The sequence below is a fragment of the Paracoccus rhizosphaerae genome, from assembly GCF_026162645.1.
Taxonomy (GTDB): domain Bacteria; phylum Pseudomonadota; class Alphaproteobacteria; order Rhodobacterales; family Rhodobacteraceae; genus Paracoccus; species Paracoccus rhizosphaerae.
In genome coordinates this window covers 100,198-114,621 of the sequence record NZ_JAOTBE010000005.1, presented here as the reverse complement: position 1 = coordinate 114,621, position 14,424 = coordinate 100,198, and the positions used below count along the sequence as shown (strand labels likewise).

At 65.8% G+C, this 14,424-nt stretch carries 11 protein-coding genes and 1 pseudogene; 3 read left to right on the top strand and 9 right to left on the bottom strand.

Translation table 11 applies throughout. The annotated features are described in order from the left end of the window. The 6 genes and pseudogenes from OC184_RS03970 to OC184_RS03945 form a co-directional block, all read right to left on the bottom strand. A pseudogene (locus tag OC184_RS03970) lies at nt 1–246 on the bottom strand (IS3 family transposase); the annotation flags it as partial. A gap of 208 nt (nt 247–454) precedes the next feature. Continuing rightward, on the bottom strand, nt 455–646 hold the full coding sequence (locus OC184_RS03965) for a hypothetical protein (RefSeq protein ID WP_265505894.1): 192 nt from the start codon (nt 644–646) through the stop codon (nt 455–457). Beyond that, nucleotides 643–1,998: an amidase gene (locus OC184_RS03960; protein ID WP_265505893.1), complete on the bottom strand. Its 1,356-nt coding sequence runs from the start codon at nt 1,996–1,998 to the stop codon at nt 643–645. The genes OC184_RS03965 and OC184_RS03960 overlap by 4 nt, the downstream gene beginning before the upstream one ends. After that, nucleotides 1,988–3,406, bottom strand: a complete 1,419-nt coding sequence (locus OC184_RS03955) for a TRAP transporter large permease (protein ID WP_265505892.1) — start codon at nt 3,404–3,406, stop codon at nt 1,988–1,990. Before OC184_RS03955 ends, OC184_RS03960 begins: the two co-directional genes overlap by 11 nt. 48 nt (nt 3,407–3,454) lie before the next feature. Next, a complete protein-coding gene (locus tag OC184_RS03950; RefSeq protein WP_265505891.1) occupies nt 3,455–4,039 on the bottom strand; it encodes a TRAP transporter small permease subunit in 585 nt (194 codons plus the stop codon). Nucleotides 4,040–4,097: 58 nt separating this feature from the next. Next, nucleotides 4,098–5,243 carry a TRAP transporter substrate-binding protein gene (locus tag OC184_RS03945; protein ID WP_265505890.1) on the bottom strand — a complete coding sequence of 382 codons (1,146 nt, stop codon included), beginning with the start codon at nt 5,241–5,243 and terminating at the stop codon, nt 4,098–4,100. A gap of 389 nt (nt 5,244–5,632) precedes the next feature. Between OC184_RS03945 and OC184_RS03940 the strand changes: the two genes are divergently transcribed. Continuing rightward, a complete protein-coding gene (locus OC184_RS03940; RefSeq protein WP_378926674.1) occupies nt 5,633–6,994 on the top strand; it encodes a PQQ-dependent sugar dehydrogenase in 1,362 nt (453 codons plus the stop codon). Between the two features lie 68 nt (nt 6,995–7,062). Continuing rightward, nucleotides 7,063–7,407 carry a c-type cytochrome gene (locus tag OC184_RS03935; RefSeq protein WP_265505889.1) on the top strand — a complete coding sequence of 115 codons (345 nt, stop codon included), beginning with the start codon at nt 7,063–7,065 and terminating at the stop codon, nt 7,405–7,407. Between the two features lie 603 nt (nt 7,408–8,010). On the opposite strand, the gene OC184_RS03930 is transcribed toward OC184_RS03935, so the two are convergent. From OC184_RS03930 to OC184_RS03920, 3 genes are read right to left on the bottom strand one after another with little or no spacing between them, the layout of a single operon-like run. Further along, a complete protein-coding gene (locus OC184_RS03930; RefSeq protein WP_265505888.1) occupies nt 8,011–9,402 on the bottom strand; it encodes an efflux transporter outer membrane subunit in 1,392 nt (463 codons plus the stop codon). After that, complete coding sequence (locus OC184_RS03925) at nt 9,399–12,506, bottom strand: efflux RND transporter permease subunit (RefSeq protein WP_265505887.1); 3,108 nt, start codon at nt 12,504–12,506, stop codon at nt 9,399–9,401. Before OC184_RS03925 ends, OC184_RS03930 begins: the two co-directional genes overlap by 4 nt. Nucleotides 12,507–12,512: 6 nt before the next feature. Continuing rightward, nucleotides 12,513–13,727 (bottom strand): efflux RND transporter periplasmic adaptor subunit, encoded by a 1,215-nt coding sequence (locus OC184_RS03920; protein ID WP_265505886.1) that lies wholly within the window; start codon nt 13,725–13,727, stop codon nt 12,513–12,515. 112 nt (nt 13,728–13,839) lie between these two features. Between OC184_RS03920 and OC184_RS03915 the strand changes: the two genes are divergently transcribed. Then, entirely contained in the window at nt 13,840–14,421 is a 582-nt protein-coding gene (locus OC184_RS03915) for a TetR family transcriptional regulator (protein ID WP_265505885.1), read from the top strand. The last annotated feature ends 3 nt before the right edge of the window (nt 14,422–14,424 follow it).

Here is a 14,424-nt window from a genome sequence, read left to right as displayed (position 1 = left end):
TCCTGTCTCCTTTGAAGAGAGCATCGCTCTCAGAAGACCGGAACGGAACAGGTGCAGGTCCACCTTCAGACGCTTCACCTGATCGATCTTCAGCCCGCCATATTCCTGGGGCCACCGGTCGGAGGTAAATGGCGTCACGCTGATCGAGCGCACCGCATCGGCGACAGAGTGGCCTTGCGACACCAGCACATCGACTTGCCGGAGCATCGCGACGATCTCTTCCGGCTTGTGTCTTCTCTGGGGCATTCCTGCATCCTCCAACTCGCTCAAAAGCCATACTTCAGGGAGGACCACTTTTCAGGGGGCGGGAAAGATGCAGCGCGCGCTTGTGCAAGCGAAGGGCGGCCAGGCGGCGATACGTGGCTCTGGCCATCGGCTGACGAAGCTGCGTCGCAAAGCGGGGAAGCTGTCCGAAGCTCCTGCTGCCACCGCCCACGCGCTCGGACTGCTAACCTCACCGGACCTTTTCCGATGTACTTTCCGGCCTGTCACGACGGCGGAAGGCATGGACGGTGTCGGCGGCCGCAAGCAGCAGCGTGATCAACACAACTCCGCCGAGGTCCAGCCGGGGGACGTGCCAAATCAGGATCCCCAGAAAGCAGAGAAGAACCGCGTAGGCGCAGAGCACCATGATCCTGTCCATCATCCCACCCTTCTTTCGTCGATTGCCTGGTTCTGCAGTTGCCGCCGCATCAACCAGTTCGCGGTCCGGATCAGCCGAGCGTCCTCTCCGTGCCGGCCGATCAGTTGCACACCCAGGGGCAGGCCAGTCCCGTCGGTCAGCAGCGGCAGGGTGATCGTTGGCACGCCGCACAAGGTCCAGGGACCGTTCATGACGGGCGAGCCGGTGCTGCCGTCGGCGATCAGGGGTGCCGGTCCCGTCGCGGCCGGGCAGAGGATCGCGTCGCAGCGCGACAGCAACTCCTCGAGCCCCGCGTTCAGGACCTGCCGCCAGTCGAGCGCCGCGATGTAGTCGCGCGCAAGCGTGGCCTTTCCCTCGTCCAGAGCATCACGCATCCGCTGTGACAGACGATCCCGGCCTTGCCGTTCCAGGGCATAGTAGCACTTCGACAGCTCGGCCAGATTGATGCGGCGGCGGATTATGTCGGCCTCGGCCAGGCCGGGCAGCAGGTCGACAGCATGTGCGCGGTCGCCCAGATCCCCCCGCAGCTCGTCCAGCGCATCCGCCATCACGGGATCTGCGCCGGGCAGTGACAGCACCGCAAGGAGGGGCGGGAGTGGCGGATCCTGTGTTGCCGCATCCACCAGCCGCGGGACGGGCGACAGCGAGGTGCTGGCGTCGTGCGAATCGTGACCCGACATCGCCTCGACCAGCAGGGCGGCATCCTCGACCGAGCGGGCGAATGCGCCGATCGTGTCGAGGAACGGCGACTGGATCAGCACGCCGGTCCGGCCGATCAGGCCATAGCTCGGCTTGAACCCGACGATGCCGCAATAGGATGCCGGACGGATGACCGACCCCCCGGTCTGCGTGCCCACCGCCAGCGGCACCTGGCCCGAGGCGACCGCCACCGCCGACCCGGCCGATGAGCCACCGGGGCTGCGGGAGAGGTCATGCGGGTTTCGACTGCGCGAAGGTTCAAGAAAGGCCAGTTCCGTCGTCACGGTCTTGCCGATGATGACGGCACCCTCGGCCCGCAGGCGCGATACAAGATGCGCGTCCTTGGCAGGAACGCGGCCCCTCATGATCTCGGTGCCGCATTCGGTCGGCATGCGGGCAGTGTCGATCACGTCCTTGATGCCGACCGGCACGCCGTGAAGCATGCCGGTGGCGCGGCCCGCCTTGCGATGCGCATCCCGCGCCCTGGCCTGCGCCATGGCATGGTTGCCGTCGACATAGGCCCAGGCCTGCAACTGGGGTTCGGTGTCGGCGATGCGCTTCAGACAGGCCGCGGTCGCAGCCTCGGCCGAGATGGCGCCCGAGGCGATCAGGTCTCGCAACGCGACGGCGCCAAGGGATGCGGGATCAAGAGCCATAGATCATGTTCGGAAGGACATACACGATGTCGGGGAAGATATACATGATGGCCATCGCGATGAACACCATCAGAAGGAACGGCATGACGCCCGCGAAGATCTGCGTCAGCTTCACCTCGGGTGGTGCGATCCCCTTGAGGTAATAGGCCGACATGGCCATGGGCGGTGTCAGGAACGACGTCTGCAGGTTCAGCGCCACCAGGATGCCGAAGAACAGCGGGTCGATGCCGAACATCGGCAGAAGCGGCAGGAATATCGGCACGAAGATGATGATGATCTCGGACCATTCGAGGGGCCAGCCCAGAAGGAAGATGATCAGTTGCGCCAGCAACAGGAACTGCAGCGGCGTCAGGTCCAGCCCGGTCACGAATTCCGAGATCAGATGCTCTCCGCCCAAGTACGAGAACACGGACGAGAAGGTATAGGATCCGACGAACAGCCAGCAGACCATCGCGGTGGTGCGAACGGTCAGATAAACGGATTCCCGCAGCCGCTGGAAGCTCATGGCGCGATAGACGACCGCCAGGACCATGCCGCCGAGCGCGCCGATGGCCGCGGCCTCGGTCGGGGTGGCAAGACCTAACAGGATCGATCCCAGAACGGCCAGGATCAGCAGGGCCAGCGGCAGGAACGAGCTGATGAGCATCCAGACCAGCTTGCCGGTGGGAACCGCAGGCACCTCGTCCTCGGTCAGGCGGGGCGCGACGGACGGTTGCAGGATTGACCGTCCGACGATGTAGGTCAGGTAGAGACCCACAAGCACCAGGCCGGGCAACATTGCGCCCGCGTAAAGCCGCACGATCGACACGCCGGACGCCGCCGCATAGACGATCAGCATGATCGACGGCGGGATCAGGATCCCCAGCGTGCCACCTGCGCAGATGATCCCCGCCGCAAAGCGTGGGTCATAGCGCGCCTTGAGCATCGCCGGCAGGGCCAGCAGGCCCATCAGCGTGACCACGGCGCCGACAATGCCGGTCGCGGTGGCGAAGAGGGCGCAGGTGATCAACGCCGCGACGCCCATCGACCCCGGCATCCGACGCGCAGCGATGGCCAGCGTCGAGAACAGGCGGTCGACGATGTTGGCGCGTTCGACCACATAGCCCATGAACAGGAACAGCGGGACGGCGGTCAGCACCTCGTTCGACATGACCGTATAGGTCTGGTTGATGAACAGGTCGAAGATGCGGTTGTTGTAGAACCCCTCGAGCCATGACCATTGCTGCGTCAGCCAGCTGGCGTCCTCGGGCAGCCGGTCGAACCCGCGCCACATGCGCCCCGCATCGAAATACGCGTAGTATCCGAAGCCGATGCCCAGGGCCATCAGCGTGAAGGCGATGGGAAAGCCGAGGAACACCAGGAAGATGAAGATGCCCAGCATCAGAAGGGCGATCTGGGGGTCGGTCACGTTCGGACCTCCGTGCCAGTGCCTGAGAAGGGTCCGTGGGCGCGCAAATCAGTTGTCATGGATCTTCTCTTTCTGAGCCTGCTCTCGCATCAGCAGCTCCTCGGTCTCCTGGACGTCCTCCTCGGCCAGGATCCAGACGCCATCGCGCATCGCGATGACGCTGCGCAACAGCTGCGCGATGCCCTGGACGAACAGCAGGATGCCGGCGGCGACGATGACCGCTTTGAACTGATAGATCGGGATGCCGGTGGGGCTGTTCACGCTGACCTCTCCGTATTGCCAGGACCGTGCGGCGTATTTCCAGCCGGACAGGATCAGCGCCGTCACGCCGGGGAAGAAGAACAGCAGGTAAAGCACGAAATCGACCGCTCCCTGCACCCGCACCGGCCAGAGGCGATAGACGAAGTCACCACGGACATGGCCGCCGCGCGACAAGGTATAGGCGCCGCCAATCATGAACAGCGTGCCGTACATGATGAAGGACACGTCCAGCGACCATGACGTCGGGCTGTTCAGGACATAGCGTACGAACACCTCGTAGCTGACGCCAAGGGTCATCAGCATGATCAGCCAGCCGAAAGTCTTGCCGAACCAGCCGGACAGGCTGTCGGCGAAGCGAATGAACGACAGCATTCTATTCTCCGCGATCGGACCCGCCCCCGCGGCAGGCGCAGGGGCGGGCGGATGGCCCTTACAGCTTCAGTTCGCCTGGGAAGAAGTGCTCGTAGGCCAGGGTATAGTCCGGCTTGTTCATGAGCTCGTAATAGGTCGTCCGCTTGACCCATTCCCGCTGGCTGTCCAGCACTTTCTTGATGAAGGGGTCGCTTTCCAGCGACGTGATCATCTCGGACCAGGCGTCCAGCTGGGCCGACAGGATGCTGTCGGGCGTCCGATGGATCGTGACGCCGCCTTCGTCGCGCAGCTTGATGAGGTCCGCGGAATAGTTGTCCAGTGCGAAGGCGGTGTTGTAGGTGGACACGGCCTCCACCCCGTGTTCCAGGATCGCGCGCAGGTCGGGCTCCAGGTCCTCCATGACGCTGCGGTTGAACAGGAACTCGAACGCCTCGGAAGCCTGGTGGTACGAGCCGAGGTAGTAGTTCTTGGCCACGTCCGCCGCTCCGAAGCGAAGGTCCGAGGACGGGTTGTTGAACTCGAACGCGTCGATCACGCCGCGCTCCATCGCAGGGACGATCTCGCCTCCGGGCAGCTGGGCCACGGACATGCCCATCGACTGCAGCAGGTCGGCGGCAAGACCGACGGTCCGGTACTTCATGCCGTTGATGTCCTCGACCCCGTTGATCGGGTTCTTGAACCAGCCGAAGGGCTGGGCGGGCATCGGGAAGGCCATCAGGCCAACGACGTCCAGGCCCATGTTATCCTGCGTCAGTTCCCGGTAAAGCTCTCGACCGCCGCCCTGATAGAACCAGCTGAGCATGTTCGTCGGATCGCCGCCAAAGACCGGCCCGGTCCCGAAGAGCGACGCTGCCTTGTTCTTGCCGTACCAATAGGCCGACACGGAATGGGCGATGTCGATCACGCCGTCGCTGACGCCGTCCATCACCTGGAAAGCGCCCACCACGGCACCGGCCGGCAGCAGGTCGATCGACAGGCGGCCACCCGACATCGCCTCCACCCGCTCCACGTATTGCTGGGCCATGGTCTGCCACACGTCTGACGCGGGCCAACTGGTCTGCATCTTCAGCACCATCGGCGATTGCGCAAGAACCGCGGGCGCCGCCAGCAGCGTGCTGGCCGCCGCGCCGCCGGCGATGGTCCCGCCGCGGCGCAGGAATGAACGTCTTGAAACAGCCTTGTCGTTATCGATGTCCTTGGTCATGCAGGTTCCTCCCTGTGCGGCTGGAACCCTCCCCGGTCCCTTGCACCGCGATCACCATCCTGAGGGGCAAGATACCGTTCTGACAAGTCCTAGTGCCCGACCACTGACTTTAAGATGATGTCTGCAGTCGCAGAGTCCATTTTGTTGAGGCCGGGCGGGACTGCGCAGGAACCGGTTTGCGGTCGCCTGCACACCGCCGGTCAGCCGTGACAACAAAACTGTTGAAAATGCGATGCATTCGCGGATCATCTTTCTCCAGGCACAAGAGGGACGGTGCGACGGTCCGGTTTCTGCAACCAGCAATCCGGCCCGCCTGCTGCAAATGCCTTTGGGAGGAGGCGGTCCGCAGGCGTGCCTGAAGACAGAGTATCATCAGGGAGGGAACTGCTATGAGTTGCACCAGACTTTGTGGACTTCTTCTGACAACCGCGCTTGCCACGCCAGCCATCGCCCAGGACAACCTGGAGACTCTGCAGGGCATGCAGCGCACCGACGCCACCTTCACCAACATCGACCAGACCGGGGAGACGGCCGAGGCGCTGAAGGCGATCGTGCCGGACATCAACCTGCCCGACGGGTTCGAGGCCAGCCTCTATGCCGTGGTCCCCGATGCCCGCTCTATGGCGGTGGCACCGCAGGGCACCGTCGTGTTCGTGGGCACGCGCAAGGACAAGGTCTGGTCGGTCGTCGACCGCGACCGCAACCGTGTCGCCGACGAGGTCAAGGATTTTGCGCCCTCGCTGACCTTCGACATTCCGAACGGCCCCTGCTTTTCGCCCGACGGCTTCCTGTTCATCGCCGAGCGCAACCGTGTCCTGAGCTTCCCGGCGGCCGAGTTCTTCTTCGAGGGGCCTGATCCCGCGGTCGCTACCGTCGTGGCCCAGGGCGAGCTGATTCCGCCCGAGGAGGAAAGCTTCAACCACACCGCGCGGGTCTGCCGGATCGGGCCCGACGGCAAGCTTTACGTCTCGCTCGGCCAGCCGCACAACGTCCAGCCGGTGGACAAGCTTGAGAAATACGACCAGATCGGGATCGGCGGCATCATCCGCATGAACCCGGACGGCAGCGAGCGCGAGGTCTATACCCGCGGCATCCGCAACTCGGTGGGCCACGACTTCAATCCGGCGAATGGCGATCTGTGGTTCACCGACAACCAGGTCGACGGGATGGGCGACGACATTCCGCCGGGCGAGCTGAACCGGCAGACGGAAGCCGGGCAGCATTTCGGCTTCCCCTGGACGAACGCGGGCGTTGAGATCGAGGCTTTCAAGGACGTCCCGCGCCCCGAGGGCGTCAGCTTCGTCGAGCCTCAGGTCGAGATGGACGCCCATGCCGCCGATCTTGGCATGAGCTTCTATCGCGGCAAGTCCTTCCCCCAGAAGTATCACGGCGGCATCTTCTCGGCCCAGCACGGCAGCTGGAACCGGACGACGCCCGTTGGCGCGCGTGTCATGTTCACCAGCGTCAACGAAGACGGCAGTGCCGGGGAAACCGAGGTCTTCGCCGATGGTTGGCTGAACCAGGAAACCGGAGAATATCGCGGCCGGCCCATGGACGTCGCGTTCCTTCCGGACGGCTCGATGCTCGTCTCGGACGACTTCGCGGGCGCGATCTGGCGCATCGCCTATACCGGCGGCGGAGCAGAGGCCCCTGCGGCGACAGCGCCGGCCGAAGCCTCGGCCGACACCGGCGAAGCGGCGGATCCCGCCATGGGCGCTGAAGGCGAGGCGGCCGCAGGCGGCGGCAACTAAGGGCAGAGGATCAACGATCCAGATCGGGGCGGCATCCGCCGCCCTGACATCCGCAAGAGGAGCTTTCCATGATGTCATTCTGCCGTGCGGCCGTGGTTGCCGCACTTTCTCTGGCCGGCAGTGCCGCGCAGGCGCAGACGGCCACCGGTGGAGGTCTGGCCGAGGAAGGTCGCTCATTGGCCCAGACCTGCCGGGTCTGCCACGGGTTGGACGGTGTGGGAACGAACCCGATGATCCCCAACATCGGCGGGCAGAGCGCTGAATACCTGTCGAAGCAGCTGCAGGATTTCCGTGCCGGACGGCGAGAGGATCCCCAGATGAGCATCATCGCGCGCGACCTGACCGATGAGGACATCGCCAGCCTGGCCGCTTGGTACGCCTCTATCGTCGCCACCTACGACATGCCGGATTAAGGTTTCTATCCGGCCGCGGGGCGGAATGCGGGCATCACAGCGGCGCACGACCTGCGTGAGATGACATTCGGGGCAGTGGTCTGCACAACCGCTCGCTCGGATATCATCCATGCCGCTACAGGCAGCAACTTGATCCTTCGACGAGCGGCATCTGCGGGGCAGTCGATGATCAGGTGACGCTCATGTCCCAAAGCATCCACGCAGATGTTGCGTGTTGCTTGAGTGACCGGGGAATCGTCCAACGATGGTGCTGCGCGCCGCCGGGGACATAGCTGTTACCGATACAAATTACCCCCCGATCATGCGATTCTAGGCGCCGCGGACCGTGCTAAAGGGGCATTCCGCAATGGCTGCCGATGCTCTCACCGCTAGGACCCTTTGACCCGCGCCCTGATGTGGCGTCCGAACGAATAGGCCTGCAAGATGAGCGCCTGCCGCGGCCGGTGCCAGAGTTGCCCGCCTTACCGCACGTTGGGCGTGGCAGAGGCGCCCAAGGCGCCCCTTCCAAGTAATAAGTTGCCCCGCGGCTCTGACCATATCAGGCGACGACGTGGTATCGACGGTTCCGGCTGAAGAACCTGCGCGGAATTGCCGGGCAGGGGATCACTCTGCCGCCGTCGCGATGGCCTGCACCGCTCCGCCGGCGCCAGTGGCGATCTGCAGCGCGGCCCATTCCTTCGCAGCGTCATTTCGGGCCGAGGCGGCCTGCAGGCGCGCCGCGGCACGCTGGCGGTCGGCGTCCAGAAGGTCGACCAGCGGCAGCGCCCCTGCCTCGAAGTTCGCGCGGGCAAGGTCGTAGGCGCGGTTGTAGGACTGCGCCGCCTCGTCCAGGGCCGCCACGCGCTGGCGATAGCGGCGCAGGTTCGACTGGCTGGTCTGCACGTCCTCGACCGCCGACGCGACCTGGCTGCGCCACGCCAGATCCGCCTGCCGGGCCTCGGAGATGCGGCGGTTGCGGGTGGCCTGCAGAACGCCCTGGTTGGCCACCGGCAGGCTGATCCGGGGGCCAAAGCCCCAGCTGCCCGAACCGCCCGTGTCGCTGACCGTCCCGCTGAGCGAGAGCGAGGGCAGAAGGTCCGCCGTCGCCACGCCGACTGCCGCCAGCGCCTGCACCAGATCCTGCTGCGCAGCGCGGATGTCCGGCCGGTTGTGCAAGAGCTCTGCCGGGACGCCCGTGCCGGGGCCGGGCGGGATCGGCAGCGTGCCGCTGCCGCCCTGCATGCGCGCCATCAGCGGGCCGGCCTGCTGGTTCAACAGCGTCGACAGCCGATAGACCTGCGCGTTGAACAGCGCCTCGTAATTCGGCAGGTCGGCCCGTGCCGTTTGCAGAAGCGCGCGGGTCTGGGCGATGTCGTAGTCGGTCGCCAGGCCCAGGGACAGCATGTTGTTCGTCACCTCCAGCGTGCTTTCGCGCGCGCGGATCGTGTCGCGCGTCAGCGCCAGCGCCTGCTGATAGAAGCGGGCGTCGGAATAGGCGCTGATCACCTCGGCCAGCCAGGCCAGGCGCGTCACCTGCACCTGCGCCTCGGCCGACGCATAGGCCGCCGTCGCGCCCTCGCGGGCACGGCGCGCGCCGCCGAAGAGGTCGAAGACAAAGCCCGCCGACAGGTTCGCATTGCTGGTATAGCCGTCGGAGAGGCCGTCGCCCCCGGACCTGATGCGGCTGGCGGATGCCGGCTCCCCGATGACCTGGGCGGCCAGCGGCCGGGTCGCCTGCAGATCGGCCGCGGCGGCGCGGATGCGTTCGTTCGCGGCGATGATGTCCAGGCTGTTGCCCAGGCCCTGCGCGATCAGGGTCGACAGCGTCGGGTCGCGATAGCCGGACCAGAAGGCGTTGGTGCCGACCTGTCCGGCCGGACCGCCACCGCCTTCGGCGAAGCTGCCTTGTACGCCCGCGTCGGGCAGGTCCGTCGGGTCGGGGCCGACGGCGGCACAGGCGGACAGCAGCAGCGCCGCCATCAGCGACAGCGCCTTCGATTGGCGGGGAAACGTCACGAGGTCTTTTCCTTTCTCGAGAAGGTCGAGCGCAGCCGAAGGACGGCGACGTAGAAGACCGGCACCAGGAAGATCCCGATCGCGGCCGACGAGGCCATGCCACCCAGAACCCCGATCCCGATTGAGTTCTGCGCCCCTGCGCCAGCGCCCGAGGCGATGGCCAGCGGCAGCACCCCCAGCATGAAGGCAAAGGTCGTCATCAGGATCGGCCGAAGCCGCTGGCGCGCCGCGATCAACGCGGCCTCGACGACGGACTTGCCTTCCTGGACCTGCGCCTGGGCGAATTCCACGATCAGGATCGCGTTCCGCGCAGCAAGGCCGATGGTCGTCAGCAGGCCCACCTTGAAATAGACGTCGTTCGACTGGCCGAAATACAGCGCCGCAGCCAGCGCACCAAGGATGCCGATCGGCACGGTCAGCATGACCGCCAGCGGCACCGACCAGCTTTCGTAAAGCGCCGCCAGGGACAGGAACACGACCAGCGCGGACAGTGCGAAGAGCAAGGGCGCCTGGTTGCCCGACAGTCGTTCCTGATAGGAGAGCCCTGTCCAGGCGGTTCCGTAGTTGCCGTCTAAGTCGGCCACCATCTGCTCCATCGCGGTCATGCCGTCGCCCGACGAGAGACCCGCGGCGGCGGAACCGCTGAGCTCCAGCGCCCGGGTGCCGCCATAGCGGGCCAGCGCCTGCGGTTCCTGCTCCCATCGCTGGTCCGAGAAGGCACCGAAGGACACCATCTCGCCCTGGGCGTTGCGGGCATACCAGCGGTTGATGTCTTCGGGCTGAGACCGGGTCTCGGCCTCGCCCTGGACGATCACCGGCCGCAGGTCGTTGCCAAGCGCGAAGTCGTTGACGTCGCGTCCGGCGAAGATCACCGACAGCATGGCGTTCACTTCGGGGATGGACAGGCCGAAGGCGGCGGCCTTCTGCTGGTCGATGTCCAGCCGCAGGGCTGTCTGGGTCGCAGCCTCGTTCCCGCGCAGGCCGGTCACGCGGCCATCCTGCTGCGCGTTTGCAACCAACTGGTCGGCGGCGGCGGTCAGCGCATCCTGGCCCGCACCGGCCTGGTCGATCAGATACATGGTGAAGCCTGACGAGGTGCCAAGCCCCTGGATCGCCGGCGGCTGCAGCACGAAGATCTGCCCCTGCCGGTTGGTGGTGAAGAAGTATCCGTTGGCGCGGTTCACCAGCGAGGCGATGTCGAGGCCCTCGCGTTCCTCGTAGTCGCGCAGCTTCATGAAGACCATGGCGTTGTTCTGGCCGCTTCCGCCGAAGCTGAAGCCCAGGACCGAGAACACGGACTCGACCGTCTCGCTCTCGGCGTTGAGCAGATAGGATTCGACCTTCTCGACCAGGGCCTGGGTCTGCTGCGTGGTGGACCCGTCGGGGCCCTGGATGATGACCAGCGCGACGCCCTGATCCTCGTCCGGCAGGAACGAGCCCGGCAGGCGGTCAAACAGCGCATAGACCCCGAAGCCGATCGCGGCCAGCACGATCAGCATCCGCAGCGGTCGCTTGACCAGCCGCGCGACGACGCCGACAAAGCCGTTCGTGGTGCGGTCGAGGTTGCGGTTGAACCAGCGGGCGGGTGCGATCCCGTCGCCGTGCTTGCGCGGCTTCAGAAGGCTGGCGCACATGGCGGGCGTCAGGATGACCGCGACGCCAAGCGACAGCACCATCGCCGTGATGATCGTGATCGAGAACTGGCGATAGATCACGCCCGTCGCCCCGGTCATGAAGGCCATCGGCAGGAACACCGCCGACAGGACCAGCACGATGCCGACAAGGGCCGAGGTGATCTCCTCCATGCTCTTCTCGGTGGCCTCGACGGGGCCGAGGCCCTCTTCCTCCATCACGCGCTCGACGTTCTCGACGACGACGATGGCGTCATCGACCAGAAGGCCGATGGCCAGGACCATCGCGAACATGGTCAGCGTGTTGATCGAATAGCCGGCCGCCGCCAGCACCGCGAAGGTGCCCAGAAGCACGACGGGGATCGCCACGACCGGAATGATCGTCGCGCGCCAGCTTTGCAGGAAGACCAGGATCACTAGGAAGACAAGCACCACGGCCTCGGCCAGGGTGTGATAGACCTGGTTGATCGACTCCTCGACGAATGGCGAGGTGTCGTAGGGATAGATGATCTCGACCCCGGCGGGCAGGGACCCGGCCAGACTGTTGATCGTCTCGCGCACCGCATGGGCGGTGTCGACGGCGTTGGCGCCGGTGGCCAGGTTCACGGCGAAGCCTGCCGCCGGGTTGCCGTTGTGCCGGGATGCGCCGCCATAGCTTTCCTGGCCGATCTCGATTCGCGCCACGTCGCCCAGGAACACGGTCGAGCCGTCGGGATCGACGCGCAGCAGGATGCTTTCGAACTCCTCGACAGTGGACAGCTGCGATTGCGCCGACACCGACACCGTCAGCCGCTGGCCCTGGGCCGCAGGCTGCGCGCCCAGGTCGCCCACGGTGACGTTGGTGTTCTGCGCGGCGACCGCGGCCGTCACGTCGGCGGGTGTCACCTGGTACTGGACCATCTTCATCGGGTCCATCCAGATGCGCATGGCATAGCCCGACCCGAACGTGTTGATCGATCCCACGCCGGGCGTGCGTTTGACCGGATCCTCGATCAGCTGGCCGATCAGGTCGCCCAGCTCGACCGAGGAATAGCTGCCGTCAGGTGAGGTCAGCGCCCCCACCAAGAGGATTGAGCTGGTGGATCGCGCAACCTGCACGCCCTGCTGTTGCACGACGTCGGGCAGCTGCGATGTCACCAGCTGCAGCTTGTTCTGCACCTGCACCTGAGCAATGTCGGCATCGACCGTGTCGTCGAAGGTCAGCGTCACTGAGGCCGACCCCGGCGTCGAGTTCGACGTCATGTAGATCAGCCCGTCGATGCCGGTCATCGCATCCTCGATGACCGTGGTCACCGACGACTCGACGATCTCGGCCGAGGCGCCGTTATAGGCGGCGCTGACGCGCACCGTCGTCGGCGCGATCTGCGGGTACTGCTCGATCGCGAGGGTGTTCAGGCCAAGCGCGCCCACCAGCATGGTGACGATGGCAAGCACCCAGGCGAAGACCGGGCGGTGGATGAAAAATCGTGCCATCTGGCGTTACTCCGTCGCGGGCGCTTCGGCAGGCGCCTCGCCTGCAGGGGCGGGGGCGGCCGCTGCGTCCGCAGCCGGGGCCACGTCACGGACGACGCCGTTTTCATCGAAGGTGACGGGCACGGTGACGACCTCGGCGCCCTCTGACAGGCCCGCGAGCCCGTCGACCACAAGGAGGTCGCCGTCGGTCAGGCCGTCGGTCACGATCCACTGGTTCTGATAGGTGCCGTCCTCGGTCAGCTGGCGCTGGCTCACCTTGCCGTCCTCGACGACCCAAGCCGACAGGTTGCCGATCTTGTCGCGGTTGGCCGCCGACTGCGACACCAGGAAGGCGGGCGTGACGCCCAGCTCGACCTGGCCGCGCAGGAACATGCCGGGCAGCAGCAGGTTGTTCGGGTTGTCGAACCGGAATCGCGTGTCGATCGACCCGGTCGAGGTCGACACGGTCACGCCCGGCGCCACCAGTTCGCCCACCGCCTGATAGGTCTGCCCGTCCTCAAGCGTCAGCTTGGCGTTCAGCTCGTCGTTCAGGCGCAGGTTGCCGCCCTCGATATCATCCAGAAGGCTGAGAAAGCGCGAGGCGGGTTCGTACATGTCGACCTCGATCGGGTCGAGTTGCGTCACCGTCGCCATCGCGTCAGCCTGCCCGGCGGTCACGAGGTCACCGATCGAGATCTCGGACACGCTGGCGATGCCGGCAATGGGGCTGGTCACGGTGGTCCAATCAAGTTCGGCGCGGGCCAGCGTCAGCGCGGCGTTGGCCGACTGGACCGCGGCCCGCGCCTGGTCCAGCGTCGCCCGCGCGGTTTCGGCCTGGGCCTGCGTCGTCCCCGACCCCAGAAGCTGCTCGGTCCGGTTGAAGGCCGATTCGGCCTGCGTCACCTGCGCCTCGGCGGATGCGACCTGCGCTTCGGCGCTGGCCAAGTTCGCCTGATAGGTGGTGTCGTCGATGCGGAACATGGGCGTTCCAGCCTCGATCGGCTTGCCGGGTTCATAGAGGATGTCGGTCACGATGCCGCCCACGCGCGGCCGGATGGCCGTCGAATTGGCCGCGACCGCGCGGCCGGGCAGCGTGACGATCCGGGGCACGTCCTGCCGGGTCACCTCGACCACGCCAACCTGCTTGGGCGGCATCCCCCCCGGCGCCTGCGCCACCGCCGGCTGTGTCAGGAACATCGCCGCCGCCATGACCATCCCGGCGTGAAGGCTGAAGTCGCGCATCATGTGAACCATCCCGATCTTGCCCCGCGGGCACCACGTTCCGTGCGCTCATTGCACAAAGCTGCGGACTGTGCAATATTTGCTTTCACTGCAATAGGGGGTTGCACCAAGGATGAGCACCAATCTTCGCGATCGCCGTCGCCGCGAAACCTCGCGAGAGATCCAGCTGGCCGCATTAAACGTCGCCCTGCGGACGGGTTATGGTGCGGCGACGACCGAAGCCATCGCGGCCGAGGCAGGCATCAGTCCGCGCACCTTCTTCAACTATTACTGCAACAAGCAGGCGGCGATCCTGGGGCAGCCGCCGGTCCTGGACGTCGAGGCGGGGCGATGGATCGTCACGTCCGACGGCCCTCTGATCGATGACATCTCTCGCCTGCTGGGGGAGATGCTGTGCGAGGACCGCCCCGACCGCGGCATCCTCAAGCGGATCATCCAGGTCGTGGACCAAACGCCCGAACTGCTGGCGGTCTTCCGCAAGAGCATGGACGAGATGACGCTGGCGCTGTCGGGCCTGCTCGAGGCGCGGCTGGGGCGGGACATGGCCTTCGAGGCGCGGCTTCTGGCGGAGTTGGGAACCCACGCCCTGTCGAACGCCGTGAAAGCCTGGGCCGAGGGCACGATCTGCAGCGAGGACGACATCCGCGCAATGACACGCGACCAGCTGGATCGGGTCGCGAAGCTTCTCTGCTAGACG